Genomic DNA, 15,866 nt, shown 5'->3' on the forward strand with positions numbered 1-15,866 from the left:
GTGTTTTTATATCTTCTAGGAGGGTTAATATGAATCCCATTCGCTCGCCAACAAATAGACCATGCAAGTCAAACGAATTTAACTCAACTAAAAGAAAGAGGTAATTAAATATGAAATTAAAACACATTATCCCCAATATGGAAAAAACATTTGGTCAGCTAGAATATGCGGGTGAAGGAACAGTTGAACAAAGAAGAATCAATGGAAAACCGACTGTACTCTCTCGCAGTTATAATCTTTATTCAACAATTCAACGCGCAGATGATATTGAAGTCATTTTACCTGCCGATGCTGGTGAAAAGCATTTTGAAGTAGACGATAAAGTGAAACTTGTGAATCCCAAAATAACAGCTGAAGGATACAAAATTGGAACGAGAGGATTCACAAATTACATCATGCACGCTGATGATATTGTGAAATTATAGGAGGAAAAAAATTATGAGATTAGCTGAAGGAATTGTCATTGAAAAAGAAGAAACATTTGGTACGTTAAAATTTTCGGCATTGCGTCGAGAAGTTCGGATCCAAAATGAAGATGGAACAGCTTCAAACGATATCAAAGAACGCACTTACGATTTAAAATCAACCGGTCAAGGTCGTATGATTCAAGTAAGCATCCCTGCTTCCGTTCCACTAAAAGAATTTGAATATAATGCAGAAGTGGAATTAATGAATCCAATTGCAGATACAGTCGCTAATGCCACTTATCAAGGTGCAGATGTAGATTGGTATATTAAAGCTGATGATATTAAACTAAAGGAAAAAGTGCAAATGTCAAGAAAAGAACCTACTAACGGGAAATAGGAAGTATGTTAGATGATCTCTAAATCACTCGTGATAGAGCCTATCCCTAGAGAACAGGCAATAACTTTTATTCGGAACTACCACTATTCAAAAGTGATTCCTAGATTGTGCAAATACTTTCTAGGAATCTATTGTGAAAGGGAATTGTTAGGTGTAATAGAGCTTGGTTGGGGAACTCAGCCACTACAAACGATTCGAAAACTTTTTCCTAAACAGAATTTAGTTACAAATGATTATTTAGAAATTGGGAAAATGTGTTTTTTACCCAAAATGAATCAAACGAACTACTTTGGAAGTCTTGCTCTTTCCACTCTTGTTAAGTGGCTTAAAGAGAATACAGACTGCCTCTTTTTATATACGTTAGCTGATGGGATTGAAGGAAAATGTGGCTATGTTTATCAAGCTGCTAATTTTTATTATGGCGGTTACTTCAAGACAAGTGTTTATCGTCATAGTATAACTTCCGAAAAAATCCATCCTCGAAGTGCGCGAATTTTGTTAGAAGAAAACGCCCAGTTTGATGGTGTATCTAAAAGAAATTGGTTAACTCACGATTTTTGTGAATATAAAGGCATTGAAAAGATTAATGGCCGTATGTTTCGTTATCTTTATCCTTTAACAAAGGATGCTGAAAAACTCCTGAAATGCTCACCAAAATATATAAGAGGCAATTACCCAAAAGAAAATGAACTTCGATTTGAAAAGCGAATTGCTTATCGAAAATACGAAAGAATTCCCCAACCATCTTTTGATAAAAATTGTCATGCATATACCTCACAAAAGTTTACTCTTTAATGAAAGGAGACTCTCAAAATGAACTGAACTTATCGTGGAAAACGAATTAGACCGAATGATAAAAATCTCCTTTATTATTTCACACTTGCTACACTACTACCTCTTTACCTCTCTATTATTTTGTTGTTTTACCATAAACAACTTCTTCAAATAAACTGGAAAAATGTAAAGCTTATAGATGCAAACATCCAATTAAATATCCCCTATATAATGAGCAGTCTCTTCACTGCTCTTTTTGTTTGCCTTTTAGCAACTTATCTTTACTATTACTGCCGAATTGACCATATTAAACAATTGCATCACCGTCAAAAACTAGCTCGAATGATTCTAGAGAATGGCTGGTATGAATCCGAACAAATACAAGCAGATAGCTTTTTTAAAGACTTAGGTAGTAGTAAAACGAAAGAAAAAATCCGCTATTTCCCAAAAATTTATTATCGTTTAAAAGATGGATTGATTCATATTCAGGTAGAGATCACAATGGGCAAATACCAAGAACAACTTTTACGATTGGAAAACAAATTGGAAACAGGATTGTATTGTGAACTTACGGATAAAATTCTTAAAGACTCTTATGTGGAATACATCCTTCTTTACGATACGATTAACAGTCGGATTACCATTGATGATGTTAAAGCACAAAATGGACAACTAAAATTAATGGATAAGGTTTGGTGGTCTTATGACTCCCTGCCCCATATGTTAATTGCTGGCGGAACTGGTGGAGGAAAAACTTATTTTATCCTAACGATTATTGAAGCCCTTCTTCAAACCAATGCCACTATTTATGTGCTTGATCCAAAGAATGCTGACTTGGCTGACTTAGAAACGGTTATGCCAAATGTCTATTATAAGAAAGAAGACATGATCGACTGCTTAAACCAATTTTATGATGAAATGATACTACGAAATGAAACAATGAAATTAATGGATGGATATAAAACTGGTAAAAATTATGCCTATTTAAATTTACCTGCTCACTTTTTAGTTTTTGATGAGTATACTTCTTTCATGGAAATGATTGGACGTGACAGTATCGAAGTGATGAGTAAACTTAAAAAAATTGTGATGCTAGGTCGGCAATCTGGCTTCTTCTTGATTTTGGCTTGTCAGAGACCTGATGCAAAATATTTAGGTGATGGTATTCGTGATAATTTTAATTTTCGAGTAGCTCTAGGAAGAATGTCAGAGCTTGGCTATAACATGATGTTTGGTGAAAATGATAAAGACTTCTTCTTAAAACCTATTAAAGGTCGTGGCTATGTGGATGTTGGAATAAGTGTCATTAGTGAGTTTTATACCCCTCTTGTTCCAAAAGAGCACGACTTTTTAGAAGCTATTCAAGAGCTCAATCAACAAAAGCAGGCTGTGGCTGCATCGTGCGAAGCGAAAGATGCAGATACAGCCTAGCTTGTTGTTGGTGTGGCGCAAGCCACACCAACAGGCTCAGCCCCCCTATACCTAACAGGGGGGCACAAAAGCAACTGGAAACAGTTCCTAAAATATCTTAAAGCCCTTACTCACAAGGCTTTTGAAAATACTATGCAGATGTAAACTAAGCACCAAAAGTTTACATCTGTATTTTTTATTGGAGGTTTGCGATTGAACACAAATGAAACTTGGAGAAAAGAACTAAAAAACAAACGGTTAACTTATGGTCTCTCACAAAACAAGCTTGCCCTAGCCTCTGGCATTACTCGTTCCTATATAAGTGACATAGAAACTGGAAAAGCAATACCTACACTTAAATTAAAAGAGATCTTAAACAGCGCTTTAGAACGTTTTAATCCAGCTAATCCTTTAGAGATGCTTTTCGATTATGTCCGAATTCGATTTCCCACCGACAAGGTGGATCATGTGATTGAACATATTTTACGAATCAACATAGATTATATGCTTCATGAAGATTTTGCATTTTACGGTTACCAAGAACATTTTCGTTTTGGTGATATTGTTGTCATGATTTCTTATGATATTACCAAAGGCACACTACTTGAACTCAAAGGAAAAGGCTGTCGTCAATTCGAAAGCTTTTTATTGGCTCAACATCGTAGTTGGTTTGATTTTTTTCGGACATGCTTAGAAGAAAACGCCGTCTTCAAACGACTGGATTTAGCAATTAATGATAAAGTTGGCATCTTAGATATTCCTGAACTAACCCGAAAATGTAAACAAGAAGAATGTATTTCAGTTTTTCGAAGCTTTAAAAATTATCGTTCTGGAGAATTAGTTCATCGTGAAGAAAAAGCAGATATGGGAAACACCTTATATATAGGCTCACTGAAAAGTGAAGTCTATTTTTGTATTTACGAAAAAGACTATGAACAATACGTCAAAAACGCTGTCCCTATTGAAGAAGCAGCTATCAAAAATCGTTTTGAAATTCGTTTAAAAAATGACAGAGCCAGTCATGCCGTTCAGGATTTACTAGCTTTTAACAATGCTGAAAAGACAGCCTTTGATATCATTAACCGCTATATACGTTTTGTAGATAAAGACGAAACAAAACGCCGGACAGATTGGGAAACCAACGAACATTGGGAATGGTTTATAGGCAAAGATCGTGGTGCACTAAGATTAACAACCAAACCTGAACCCTACTCATTTGAGCGAACATTAAATTGGCTACGTCATCAAGTTGCGCCAACTTTAAAAGTAGCAAAAATGTTGGATACCTTAAATAACACAGATATTGTGGATGAACTTATTCGTGAGGCTCGTTTAAATGAGCGACATGAAAAAATAATAGAACAACAATCTTATAGTACGGAGGACGTCATTTTATGAATCGTCTAACGAAAGAATTAAAAATGCTCGGATTTTTTTGTTTCAAAGAAAATGAATTGTATATGTTAGATACAGGAAAATATACTTCTTTAATCATTGAAGGTTACAAGAAACCAAATGATATTTATTATCGATACACCTTTTACAAACAAACTTTTCATAAGTATCACTCTAATATTGTCACAACTTATGGAAAATATTTAACTCCTGCGAAATTACTAGAGCGTGTTCGCATCTATTTATCGAACAGAACAAATTATTTAAATGGAAGGAGCAAAACATCATTATGAACTTTGGACAAAATTTATATACCTGGTTTCTATCCAATGCGCAATCGCTCGTTTTAATGGCCATTGTTGTGATTGGGATTTATTTAGGCTTTAAACGTGAATTTTCAAAACTCATTGGCTTTTTAATCATTGCATTGATTGCAGTTGGATTAGTTTTTAATGCCGGTGGCGTCAAGGATGTTTTATTGAATATTTTTAATAAGATCATTGGTGCTTAATGAAATGAAACAGGGAGTTGAATTTTAGGTAATTCAAAAGGTAGAAACTGTTGGATTTCTTCTTTAGTAACATCTCGATAAAAATACAAATTTTCAGGAGAAACAATCATTTGAAAATCGATAAACTCAAATTCAATTTCTCCTGAAACATAAATAATTTTCCCAACATTGTCTTTGTAGGAAAATTCTAAAAACTCCGTTCCAACAAGCGAAGAAATATGCTGTTTGAATTCATTAGTGTAGTTTTCCTGATTTTCCCAATTAGTCCAATTGATTATTTTTTTAAGTTGAATAACAACTTTAGGATGCCCTTCTGATGAATAGACTGCTGGCTTACCACTATTGTTAAAAAAACAATAGACAAATTCACATTCTATATGTAGAAACTGATTGTCTAAAAAGCATTTTGTAATTGGTGTATCAGTAAAAACGAAAAATTTATCATGATTATAAACAAGTTTTGTCATAGTAAGCTCCTCAGAAAATAATTAGTCATTAAACCATTGTCGATGCATGAAATTCAAAAAGTCGGTTGTTAAATGATATTGTTCATTCTTGGGTATTACAGAATCTATCTGACAATATGGACACACCGCTGTTTGATCTAGTGCGTCATTGATCCATTCTTTTATATCAGCATATGGAAAAATGGCACAACAATAGAAACAGCCACATAAACCTGCTGATTCTAAAATAAATCTATTATTTATGCTCAAAGTGCGAGCTACTTTTGATTGTTTAAGTATTAGTTGTTTATTCATTTCGATTTCAATCCTTGTCAGTTAACTATTGGTTATTAATGACGTTTAAATAAATTATTTTAAATAGTTACAAATAGTATATCATTCCAAAAGGCATTTTCAAAAACGTTTCATAAAAAGAAAGGTGTTGATTCACATGGAAATGCAAGTTTATATTGCCAATCTTGGCAAATACAATGAGGGTGAACTGGTCGGTGACTGGTTCACGCCTCCTATTGATTTCGATGCAGTCAAAGAACAAATTGGATTAAACGATGAATATGAAGAATATGCCATCCACGATTATGAGCTTCCATTTGATGTTGGTGAATACACATCAATATCAGAAATCAATCGGAAATGCGCATTAATTGAAGAACTAGAAGGAACAGAATTTTATGACAACATCTCAGAATTTATGAATTACTGGTTTAATGATATTGAAGAACTAATAGAAAATAAAGATGATATTATTTGTTATCCAGATTGTGATGATATGGAGGATGTGGCTCGTTACTATGTAGAAGAAACTGGAAGTCTTGGAGAAGTTCCCAGTAATCTTCAAAACTACATTGATTATCAAGCACTTGGTAGAGATATGGAACTTGAAGGAAGTTTTTTGATTACTTCTCATGGAGTATTTGAATACATCAATTAATAGTTTATTTCTCAAAAATTTGTCGTATGTCATTAAATGTAGAATACATTATTGAATTTCTTTTCCACCATGCTATAAGTCTTGTTTTTCTGGAAATATCAGGAATTTTTATAGCAGCTTCATTTTCCATAATTATTTCTAAAGTTATATTATTGTTTAACAGAAGATTTTCATACTCTTCACCACCATAGAAAGAACATTCAATCAAAATACTATAGGATGGATGTTCTTTTTTTATTAATTCTCTATATATCGATTTAGCTTTTAATTTATTTTTTCGGATTCTATGGTTAATTATCAGTCCCCCAATAATGTAAGAAATTGTTAAGGCAGTTATTATCAGACTTGTTATTGAGGCTAACAAATTTGCCCCTTCTTTTAATAAAAAATGATTGATAATATCTATTAATTCTTTATTATCTAAGATGATACTTTTTAGACCCTCAGAAATATCTGTAGTTTCTTTTACAGCTTCAACAGTTAATAAATAATGCTCATTTTGAAAATAACTTGTGAAAAAGAACTGTAATATTTGACTGAAAAAGGAAGCTAAAATTGTAGTGAATGAACTAATCAAAATAGTCTTGCTATTTAACTTTCTTAGAATATGAGCTGGAAACGCATAAGTTAATATAAAATATAATATGATTGTAGTCATTAAATATCCTGCCAACCGAGCAAAGTCTGGTAAAAAGGAAACTAACGGGTCTAGAAATGAAAAATAGATAATGGCACTAATCATTGGTATAGCAACATAAATAGTTGTTGTATATTTGTAAACTATGCTAGCTAGGATACCTCCGTAGCCAACAAGGGTTATTAAACTAATTACGATTGCAGTTATTAGATTTAATATCGGTGACTCTCCTAGAAAGTGACGAATAAGACTACTTATAGCCATAATGTTTACTACTGCAATAAGGAATGTTCCCATTGTCATGTCACGAAAAAGGCTAAAGATATTTCTTCTTTTTTCTAAATCAATAATTTTATTGTCATCTGTAATTCGATAATAATCTAAATTTTTAAGTTTTTTTCGTTCTGTAAAAAATATTTTAGTATTTTTTACAATAATGTTTCGATTTATCCAAACAATCCATATACTAATTAGTAAAACATAAAGACTAGTTGCGATGTATAATTTTTTTGATAACAGTATTAGTGGTATGTAGAGCAGTATCAATAATATTAGCATTCCTAATAACGAGTAATTATTTTTATCAGTTCCTTTATTTCCCAAAAAATCCCCTCCTATAAGCTCTATTATCTATAAAGAATAACAAAAAGTAAATATATAATTACCAAAGAGTCTCACTATTAAAATGAGTGACTCTTTTTTGTTTTAAGAAAGGACGTGATGTAGTGAAAAAAATAAAAAGCTATACTAGCATCTGGAATGTAGAAAAAGTTATCTATGCTATCAACGACTTACAACTTCCCTTCCCTATTACCTTTTCTCAAATGACATGGTTTGTGGTATCCATTCTTTTTGTCATTCTATTTAGCCACATACCACCTCTCTCATTCATTGATGGGGCGTTTCTAAAATATCTTGGGTTACCCCTTGCCGTCACTTGGTTTATGAGTCAAAAAACATTTGACGGAAAAAAACCGTATGGATTCTTAAAATCTATCCTCTCTTATTTTTTCCGTTCTAAACTAACTTATGCCTACAAGCCCATAAAATTGAAGTCTCAAAAACTAAATGAATCCATTACAATTGTAAGGAGTGAACTTTATGAAGTTTCCGATTAAATATATTGAAAATAACCTGGTGTTCAATCATGATGGTGAATGCTTTTCTTACTATGAATTGATACCCTATAACTATAGTTTTCTGAGTCCAGAAGAAAAGTTCCAAGTACATGACAGCTTCCGTCAATTGATTGCTCAAAATCGGGATGGAAAAATTCATGCCTTGCAACTTAGTACCGAATCCAGTATTCGAGCCGCACAGGAGCGATCTAAAAATGAAATCACTGGTAAATTAAAAGAAGTCGCCACTAAAAAAATAGACGAACAAACCGATGCGTTAGTTGAAATGATTGGAGACAATCAAGTTGACTATCGCTTTTTTATTGGCTTTAAATTATCTCTAAATGATCAAGAAGTGACAATTAAGAATGTATCCAACGAATTTTGGATTTCTTTACAAGATTTTTTTCATGATGTGAACCATAAGCTTATGGGAGATTTTGTCTCTATGAGTAATGATGAGATTGATCGTTTTTCAAAAATGGAACACCTTCTTGAAAATAAAATCTCAAAACGCTTTAAGATTCGTCGCGCATCTAAAGATGATTTTGGCTATATCATTGAACACATTTATGGACAAACGGGAACCCCCTATGAAGAATACTCTTATCACCTACCAACTAAAAAACTAAAAAAAGAAACCTTAGTAAAACGGTATGACCTTTTAAAACCGACCCGTTGCTTGATCGAAGAAAATCAGCGTTATTTGAAAATTGAAAACGAAGATGAGACAACATACGCTGCTTATTTTACAATCAATTCTGTTATTGGTGAATTAGGTTTTCCAAATAGCGAAATCTTTTATTACCAGCAACAACAATTCTCCTTCCCTATTGATACTTCTATGAACGTAGAAATCGTTACGAACAAAAAAGCCCTCTCTACCGTTAGAAATAAAAAGAAAGAACTTAAAGATTTAGACAATCATGCCTTTGAAAGTAATAATGAGACAAGCTCGAACGTTGTAGATGCATTAGACTCAGTAGATGAACTTGAAAGTACCTTAGATCAAACAAAAGAGTCTATGTACAAACTAAGCTATGTTATACGTGTCTCTGCAAGTGATCCAGATGAATTAAAACGTCGTTGCAATGAAGTCAAAGATTTCTATGATGATTTTAGTATCAAATTGGTGCGACCTTTTGGCGATATGCTTGGGTTACATGGTGAATTTATTCCAGCTTCTAAACGATATATAAACGACTATATCCAATATGTCACCTCTGATTTCCTTGCTGGATTAGGTTTTGGTGCGACTCAAATGCTAGGAGAAACAGAAGGTATCTATGTAGGATACAACTTAGATACCGGAAGAAACGTTTATCTAAAACCTAGTTTAGCCAGTCAAGGTGTAAAAGGCTCTGTTACGAATGCCTTGGCTTCTGCATTCATTGGCTCTTTGGGTGGTGGGAAATCCTTTAGTAATAACATGCTCGTTTACTATGCTGTTTTATTTGGTGGGCAAGCCGTTATCGTTGATCCAAAAGCAGAACGAGGCAACTGGAAAGAAACGTTACCAGATATTGCGCACGAAATTAATATTGTGAACCTTACAAGCGAAGAGACCAATAAAGGATTACTTGATCCTTATGTCATTTTAAAACGACCTAAAGATAGTGAAAGCCTAGCGATTGATATTTTGACGTCCTTAACAGGAATATCCAGTCGGGATGGTGAAAAATTCCCAGTCTTACGAAAAGCCATTCGTCGTGTTACCAAAAGTAAAACGCGTGGTCTTTTACTTGTTCTGGATGAACTACGAAAAGAAGATACGGTTATCAGTAACCATATAGCCGATCACATTGAATCTTTTACCGACTACGATTTTGCCCACTTATTGTTTAGTGACGGAACTGTTGAACAGTCTATTAGTTTAGATAAGCAGCTCAATATTATTCAAGTTGCCGATTTAGTTCTTCCTGATGCTATAACTGGGTTTGAAGAATATACGACGATGGAATTACTAAGTGTTGCCATGCTAATTGTTATTAGTACCTTTGCTTTAGATTTCATTCACTCTGACAGATCTATCTTTAAAATTGTTGACCTAGATGAAGCTTGGAGTTTCCTTCAAGTAGCTCAAGGAAAGACCCTTTCTATGAAGCTAGTCCGTGCTGGACGAGCTATGAATGCAGGGGTCTATTTTGTTACGCAAAATGCGGATGACTTACTAGATGAAAAACTAAAAAATAATCTTGGGTTGAAATTTGCTTTCCGTTCTACGGATATTCATGAAATTAAAAAGACATTGGAATTTTTTGGCATTGATAAAGAAGATGAAGGCAATCAAAAACGATTAAGAGATTTAGAAAATGGTCAATGTCTCCTTTCAGATTTATATGGACGTGTAGGTGTGATTCAATTTCATCCCATTTTTGAAGAGTTGCTTCATGCTTTTGATACAAGACCGCCTGTGAGAAAAGAGGTGTCCTAATGAAACACAAATGGCCTTTAAAGAAAATTATTTTATCTCTACTTCTACTGGTTGGGATTATTTTACTTTCGCTAATTTTGCTAGGAACCTTTGTAGAAGCTGCTGGACTAGTAGACGATACCATTAATTCCAGTAATGTGTATTCAAAATACCCGCTTGATAATTACCAACTAGATTTCTATGTCGATAATTCATGGGGCTGGTTGCCTTGGAACTGGGGTGATGGGATTGGAAAACAAGTCACGTATGGTCTTTATGCCATTACCAATTTCATTTGGACCATTTCTCTTTACCTTTCAAATGCGACAGGTTACTTGATTCAAGAAGCCTACAAGTTAGATTTCATTTCTCAAACAACCGATGCAATTGGTCAAAGCATGCAAACCATTGCAGGAATTACGAAACATGGCTTTTCTAGTTCTGGATTCTATGTAGGCTTTCTATTGATTCTAGTTTTAGTTTTGGGTATCTATGTCGCTTATACGGGATTATTAAAACGTGAAACTACCAAGGCTGTTCAAGCTGTCATCAACTTTTTCGTAGTCTTTATTTTATCTGCTTCTTTTATTGCTTATGCACCTGATTACATTCAAAAGATTAATGAATTCTCTACCGATGTAAGCAAAGCAAGCTTAGATATTGGCACAAAGATTATTTTACCTAATTCTGATTCTAAAGGAAAAGACAGTGTGGACTTAATACGAGATAGCCTATTTTCTATCCAAGTACAACAGCCTTGGCTTCTTTTACAATACGATGATTCTGATATTGAATCTTTAGGAGAATCTCGTGTTGAGAAACTTCTTTCCGTTAGTCCAACACTTAATGACGGAAAAGACAGAGAAACGACTGTTAAAGATGAGATTGAGAATAAGAAAAACAACAATTTGAGTATCACCAAAGCCATTAATCGACTGGGGACGGTCTTCTTCTTATTTTTCTTTAACATCGGCATTTCTATTTTTATCTTTCTGCTCACAGGGATCATGATTTTCTCTCAAGTCCTCTTCATTGTCTATGCCATGTTTTTACCAATTAGTTTTCTGCTAAGTATGATTCCTAGTTTTCAAAGTACCAGTAAAAGGGCTGTTATGAAACTCTTTAATGTCATCATGACTCGAGCAGGTATTACAATGATTATTACTGTTGCTTTTAGCATTTCTACGATGTTGTATTCATTGTCCGCCAGTTCGCCCTTCTTTATGACGGCATTCTTACAGATTGTGACGTTCGCTGGTATCTATTTAAAATTGGGCGACTTAATGAGTCTGTTTGCATTACAAAGTAATGATTCTCAAGGTGTTGGAAAACAAATTTTCCGTAAACCTAAACGCTTAGTCAATCGCCAAACAAGAAAAATCCAACGGCAACTCAGTAAAAGTCTGACTCCAGAAAGTTCCCCTTCTAAAAAGAAAGCAGCAGCTAATAACAAATCCGTACCTCAAACTCACGACAGACAGAATACTGTTCCTTCACCTATTAAACCGAAGCAAACATTATCAGAACGACTCGGAAAAACAACAGGCAATGTGTTAGATATAAAACGACGAGCAAGTGATAAAACCAAACTACTAAAAGAACAAACAAAAGATTTACCTACACAAGCTAAATATGCGATTCATAAAAAGAAAGTCAACTTAAAAGAAGGCATTCAAAACTTTTCTGATACAACTAAAAATACACCACAAAAAAATCAAGCCGAACGACTGAAAAAACAACGTCAGCATAAACAAACAATTGCACAAAAACGATTAGAAATGGAACAAGCAAAAACAAGACGTAAAACTAGTTCACCTAAAACTCAAAATAAAACAAATTCAAAAACTCCAGATCATCAACGTCCGCTTACAAAATATACTATCAAGCCTTATTCAAAATCTGAAATAATGAATGCATCGACTACACCAATCAATCGTGAAAATAAACCAGTTAAAAATAAGAATCCTCACCCTAAACAATCAAAAGATAATCAAGCCCCTAGGAACACGACACAGGAAAGAAGGCAACCTAAAAATCGAGGTTCTAAAAAATGAAGCTAATAAAACTAAAGTTTACTCTACTATTTGGTAGTTTATTTATGATCCTATTTGGCTTAATTTTCTGCGTCATCCTTTTTTTCTCAGTTGATGACAGTAGTGCTCAAGACTCTTCTGATATAGGTGGATTGTCTGTTTCAAAGGAAGTTCTTTCTCATAAGAATACCGTTGAGAAATACTGCAAGGAATATGATATTTCAAAATATGTTCGCTATATTCTTGCGATTATGCAGGTTGAATCTGCTGGGAAAGGGCAAGATGTGATGCAAAGTAGTGAGTCTCTAGGACTTCCTCCAAATACTTTATCAACTGAAGAATCAATTAGACAAGGCTGTAAGTACTTTAGCGAACTTTTGAAATCTTCCAATGACTTAGGCTGCGATGTTAATTCAGTCATTCAATCCTATAATTATGGCGGTGGTTTTCTTGAATACATTGCTTCTCACGGAAAGAAATATTCTTATGAGCTAGCAGAAACCTTCTCAAAGGAAAAATCAGACGGTACTAAAGTGAGTTATCCCAATCCAATTGCCATACCTATTAATGGTGGGTGGCGATACAACTACGGAAATCAATTTTATGTAAAATTAGTTTCTCAATATCTAACAGTGACTGAATTTGATAATAAAACTGTCCAAGCAATCATGGATGAAGCGTTGAAATATCAGGGCTATCCTTACGTCTTTGGAGGTACTAGTCCTGAGACAAGTTTTGACTGTAGTGGGTTAACGTTATGGTGTTTTGGAAAAGCTGGCATAATCCTTCCAAGAATCGCTCAAGCACAGTATGACGCTACACAACATATTCCATTAACTGAAGCAAAAGCTGGGGACTTAGTTTTCTTCCACTCAACCTACGATACATCGGACTATGTTACACATGTTGGCATCGTCGTATCTCCAACACAAATGTATCACGCAGGAGATCCCATTGGTTATGGTGACCTTACCTCAACTTATTGGCAACAACACCTAATTGGTGCAGGGCGAATTATTACTAAATAAGAGAAAGGAATCACATTCATGAAAATCAAACTAGAGAGAAAAGAAAAAAGAAACAAAGTCAAAAAAATTCCTACAATAAAAGTAGGAACACACAAAAAAACGACAACGGTACTATGGGTTTTACTGCTAGCAAGTATTACTTTTGGTGTGTATAAAAACTTTACAACTATCGATCAACATACGACTCATGAAAAAGAAATCATTGAACAACGAGTCATTGATACAAATAAAATCGAAAGCTTCAGTCGAAACTTCATTACGGTTTTCTATTCTTGGGAGCATAATCAAAAAGCATTAGATCAACGAACTGAAAAATTAAAAGATTATCTTACAGAAGATTTACAAATCCTAAATGCAGATATGGTGAGGACTGATATTCCTACAAATTCTACAGTTGAATCCATTCAGTTTTGGGATATTAAGCCAGTCGATAGAAACAACTTTGAGGTTTTATTTACTGTTAACCAAGATATTACCGAACAAAAAAAGAAACAAACCACTCACTCTGCCTATACTCTTACTATCTATGTGGACGATGAAGAAAATATGGTTATTATAAAAAATCCAACGATAAGTAGTATACCTACTAAATCAAAGTACAAGCCAAAAGTTAGCGATATAGACGGAACCATAGACGCCAAAACTACAGAGGAAATTGATTCATTCTTAAAAACATTTTTTAAACTTTACCCCAAAGCTAATGAAAAAGAACTATCTTACTACGTTAATAATCAAGCTTTAAAACCTATTAATAGAGAATATCAATTTTTGGAACTAGCTTCTTCCAATTATTCATTAAAAAATGATCAAGTCATTGCACAAGTATCGGTGACATACCTTGATCCAATAACTAAAGCTATTCAAACTTCTCAATATAATTTAACTCTACAAAAAGAAGATAACTGGATGATTTTAAACTAATACAATAAAAGAAATCTAACGAGAATTATTCGTTAGATTTCTTTTATTGTTGCTGTACTTATTTGTAAAAATTCCAGATTTTTTTACTCACTAATTTTCATCTTCTTAGATATATAACTTGAACTATTTAACATGAGCATCTGCCCTTATACTTGCTCATATTCAAGTATATAAAATTCATCTCATAGGTCCTAAATTTTCTTTCTTTAATAATTCAAATATTTCACGATCTTTAGATGTCGGAATTTCTTCTTGAGGACCTCTAAATACTTCAATTTCCCGTTCAACTGTATATTTAGGTGAAATAGAATACCAGTCATTTTTTTGATTGTGAATTTCATGGTAAATACTAATACATCTTTCATGTATTTCTAGACAACATTTTTTGTATTTTTTTTCGCTTCCACAAAGACATAAATCATTTCGTTTAACTTTTCCTTCATACAAGCTTCTATACTCACTAAAAATAGACAAATATTCTTTACTAAATTTTTCTTCTGATTTATAAAATTCTATTTCCTTTTTAATTGTATTTATAGATACGTCTCCACCTTGATATACCATAATGCTCCGTTCAGGACTTTTCATGCCTTGACCTTCAGATTTATTTTGTTTCAAAGGAACTTCTTTCATACAAACTGACTTGGAATACGAATTTTTTAAAATAGCTACATTTATTTCATTTGTTTGCTCTTCTGTAAGGAAACAATATGATTTAAATTTGACATACTTAGGTTTATTACCATGGTAAAAACATAAATAAAATTTTGAAGATATTGGTATTAAAATCATCGTGTCCTTAAAACCAATCTGACGATTAGACATATTGGAAAACTTATTCTTAAACTTTAAAGATACTGTGCTAAAAAATTGATCACTCATACAAAACATTTCAGCTTCATCAACAAGAATTGATAATTCATACCCCTTTAGAATGGTATTTGCAAGCTTAGCTGGATATACGTTACCAACTATATTTTCTAAAAGCCGTTCGACTCTTTCATTTTTTGGATTATCACTATATGTTGCGTACTCTTCCAGTAATGCACCACTGCGTAAATATAGCAATACATAAAACATCATTAACTTATTAATTTCCTCTTCTGGTAATTCTTGACTGATTAAGTAATTCTCTTCCAATACTTTGACTAATTTATCATGATAAGGAATAAATGCACTCTCAATACGTGCAAAAGAATTCTCAATAGTATTTTGGGGTAATTTTTCATGCTCATAAACAAAGTTCTGACACATAGTATCTCTAATTTCTTTTTTACTTAGATAAGAGTTATTGTACAGTTCAAAAACTTTTTTTCTATTATCAGAAAAATGTTTCAATACACCTTGTGGGATGTAGTGTTGTTTTTTTGTTACTTGCATTTTTTCCACCTTCCTGATAATTTTAAATACTCTTTACCAATCAT

General features: G+C 33.3%; 16 protein-coding genes. 13 read left to right on the top strand and 3 right to left on the bottom strand.

Annotation, left to right across the window (positions count from 1 at the left end; all coding sequences use genetic code 11):
* Positions 1-110 precede the first annotated feature (110 nt).
* From IGJ04_RS04340 to IGJ04_RS04370, 7 genes are all read left to right on the top strand, one after another.
* Positions 111-425, top strand: a complete 315-nt coding sequence (locus tag IGJ04_RS04340; protein WP_438839962.1) for a YdcP family protein — start codon at positions 111-113, stop codon at positions 423-425.
* 10 nt (positions 426-435) lie between these two features.
* The gene (locus IGJ04_RS04345) at positions 436-804 is read left to right on the top strand and encodes a YdcP family protein (protein ID WP_438840345.1); all 369 of its coding nucleotides are present in this window, start codon (positions 436-438) and stop codon (positions 802-804) included.
* A gap of 12 nt (positions 805-816) precedes the next feature.
* Complete coding sequence (locus IGJ04_RS04350; protein ID WP_438839963.1) at positions 817-1,599, top strand: hypothetical protein; 783 nt, start codon at positions 817-819, stop codon at positions 1,597-1,599.
* A 45-nt stretch (positions 1,600-1,644) separates the two neighbouring features.
* Positions 1,645-3,009 carry an FtsK/SpoIIIE domain-containing protein gene (locus IGJ04_RS04355; RefSeq protein WP_438840346.1) on the top strand — a complete coding sequence of 455 codons (1,365 nt, stop codon included), beginning with the start codon at positions 1,645-1,647 and terminating at the stop codon, positions 3,007-3,009.
* Positions 3,010-3,186: 177 nt separating this feature from the next.
* Positions 3,187-4,386: a MobT family relaxase gene (gene mobT / locus IGJ04_RS04360; RefSeq protein ID WP_438840347.1), complete on the top strand. Its 1,200-nt coding sequence runs from the start codon at positions 3,187-3,189 to the stop codon at positions 4,384-4,386.
* On the top strand, positions 4,383-4,676 hold the full coding sequence (locus IGJ04_RS04365) for a hypothetical protein (protein ID WP_438839964.1): 294 nt from the start codon (positions 4,383-4,385) through the stop codon (positions 4,674-4,676). The genes mobT and IGJ04_RS04365 overlap by 4 nt, the downstream gene beginning before the upstream one ends.
* Positions 4,673-4,894 (top strand): hypothetical protein, encoded by a 222-nt coding sequence (locus tag IGJ04_RS04370; protein ID WP_010709716.1) that lies wholly within the window; start codon positions 4,673-4,675, stop codon positions 4,892-4,894. The genes IGJ04_RS04365 and IGJ04_RS04370 overlap by 4 nt, the downstream gene beginning before the upstream one ends.
* On the opposite strand, the gene IGJ04_RS04375 is transcribed toward IGJ04_RS04370, so the two are convergent.
* Positions 4,891-5,361: a hypothetical protein gene (locus IGJ04_RS04375; protein ID WP_438839965.1), complete on the bottom strand. Its 471-nt coding sequence runs from the start codon at positions 5,359-5,361 to the stop codon at positions 4,891-4,893. The genes IGJ04_RS04370 and IGJ04_RS04375 overlap by 4 nt on opposite strands.
* A 430-nt stretch (positions 5,362-5,791) precedes the next feature.
* On the opposite strand from IGJ04_RS04375, the gene IGJ04_RS04380 reads away from it, so the two are divergent.
* A complete protein-coding gene (locus IGJ04_RS04380) occupies positions 5,792-6,292 on the top strand; it encodes an antirestriction protein ArdA (RefSeq protein WP_438839966.1) in 501 nt (166 codons plus the stop codon).
* A 4-nt stretch (positions 6,293-6,296) separates the two neighbouring features.
* On the opposite strand, the gene IGJ04_RS04385 is transcribed toward IGJ04_RS04380, so the two are convergent.
* Entirely contained in the window at positions 6,297-7,532 is a 1,236-nt protein-coding gene (locus IGJ04_RS04385; protein ID WP_438839967.1) for a hypothetical protein, read from the bottom strand.
* A 122-nt stretch (positions 7,533-7,654) separates the two neighbouring features.
* Between IGJ04_RS04385 and IGJ04_RS04390 the strand changes: the two genes are divergently transcribed.
* Genes IGJ04_RS04390 through IGJ04_RS04410 form a run of 5 tightly spaced genes read left to right on the top strand, consistent with a single transcriptional unit; the run spans position 7,655 to position 14,442 of the window.
* Positions 7,655-8,047, top strand: coding sequence for a conjugal transfer protein (locus IGJ04_RS04390; protein WP_438839968.1), 393 nt, complete (start codon positions 7,655-7,657; stop codon positions 8,045-8,047).
* The gene (locus IGJ04_RS04395; protein WP_438839969.1) at positions 8,031-10,481 is read left to right on the top strand and encodes an ATP-binding protein; all 2,451 of its coding nucleotides are present in this window, start codon (positions 8,031-8,033) and stop codon (positions 10,479-10,481) included. Before IGJ04_RS04390 ends, IGJ04_RS04395 begins: the two co-directional genes overlap by 17 nt.
* On the top strand, positions 10,481-12,514 hold the full coding sequence (locus IGJ04_RS04400; protein WP_438839970.1) for a CD3337/EF1877 family mobilome membrane protein: 2,034 nt from the start codon (positions 10,481-10,483) through the stop codon (positions 12,512-12,514). Before IGJ04_RS04395 ends, IGJ04_RS04400 begins: the two co-directional genes overlap by 1 nt.
* Positions 12,515-12,519: 5 nt before the next feature.
* A complete protein-coding gene (locus IGJ04_RS04405) occupies positions 12,520-13,521 on the top strand; it encodes a bifunctional lytic transglycosylase/C40 family peptidase (protein WP_438840348.1) in 1,002 nt (333 codons plus the stop codon).
* Between the two features lie 18 nt (positions 13,522-13,539).
* A complete protein-coding gene (locus tag IGJ04_RS04410) occupies positions 13,540-14,442 on the top strand; it encodes a conjugal transfer protein (protein ID WP_438839971.1) in 903 nt (300 codons plus the stop codon).
* Positions 14,443-14,619: 177 nt separating this feature from the next.
* Here the strand turns inward: IGJ04_RS04410 and IGJ04_RS04415 are convergent, their stop codons facing one another.
* A complete protein-coding gene (locus IGJ04_RS04415; protein ID WP_438839972.1) occupies positions 14,620-15,822 on the bottom strand; it encodes a DUF4238 domain-containing protein in 1,203 nt (400 codons plus the stop codon).
* Positions 15,823-15,866 lie beyond the last annotated feature (44 nt).

It is taken from the genome of Enterococcus sp. AZ050 (genome assembly GCF_051715085.1).
Lineage (GTDB): Bacteria > Bacillota > Bacilli > Lactobacillales > Enterococcaceae > Enterococcus > Enterococcus faecalis.

Bases quoted from the DNA above. Each gene is read 5' to 3' on its own strand.
- IGJ04_RS04380 (WP_438839966.1), top strand. From the start codon at position 5,792: ATGGAAATGCAAGTTTATATTGCCAATCTTGGCAAATACAATGAGGGT.
- IGJ04_RS04375 (WP_438839965.1), bottom strand. From the start codon at position 5,361: ATGACAAAACTTGTTTATAATCATGATAAATTTTTCGTTTTTACTGAT.
- IGJ04_RS04400 (WP_438839970.1), top strand. From the start codon at position 10,481: ATGAAACACAAATGGCCTTTAAAGAAAATTATTTTATCTCTACTTCTA.
- IGJ04_RS04365 (WP_438839964.1), top strand. From the start codon at position 4,383: ATGAATCGTCTAACGAAAGAATTAAAAATGCTCGGATTTTTTTGTTTC.
- IGJ04_RS04410 (WP_438839971.1), top strand. From the start codon at position 13,540: ATGAAAATCAAACTAGAGAGAAAAGAAAAAAGAAACAAAGTCAAAAAA.
- IGJ04_RS04415 (WP_438839972.1), bottom strand. From the start codon at position 15,822: ATGCAAGTAACAAAAAAACAACACTACATCCCACAAGGTGTATTGAAA.
- IGJ04_RS04340 (WP_438839962.1), top strand. From the start codon at position 111: ATGAAATTAAAACACATTATCCCCAATATGGAAAAAACATTTGGTCAG.
- IGJ04_RS04395 (WP_438839969.1), top strand. From the start codon at position 8,031: ATGAAGTTTCCGATTAAATATATTGAAAATAACCTGGTGTTCAATCAT.
- IGJ04_RS04370 (WP_010709716.1), top strand. From the start codon at position 4,673: ATGAACTTTGGACAAAATTTATATACCTGGTTTCTATCCAATGCGCAA.
- IGJ04_RS04350 (WP_438839963.1), top strand. From the start codon at position 817: ATGATCTCTAAATCACTCGTGATAGAGCCTATCCCTAGAGAACAGGCA.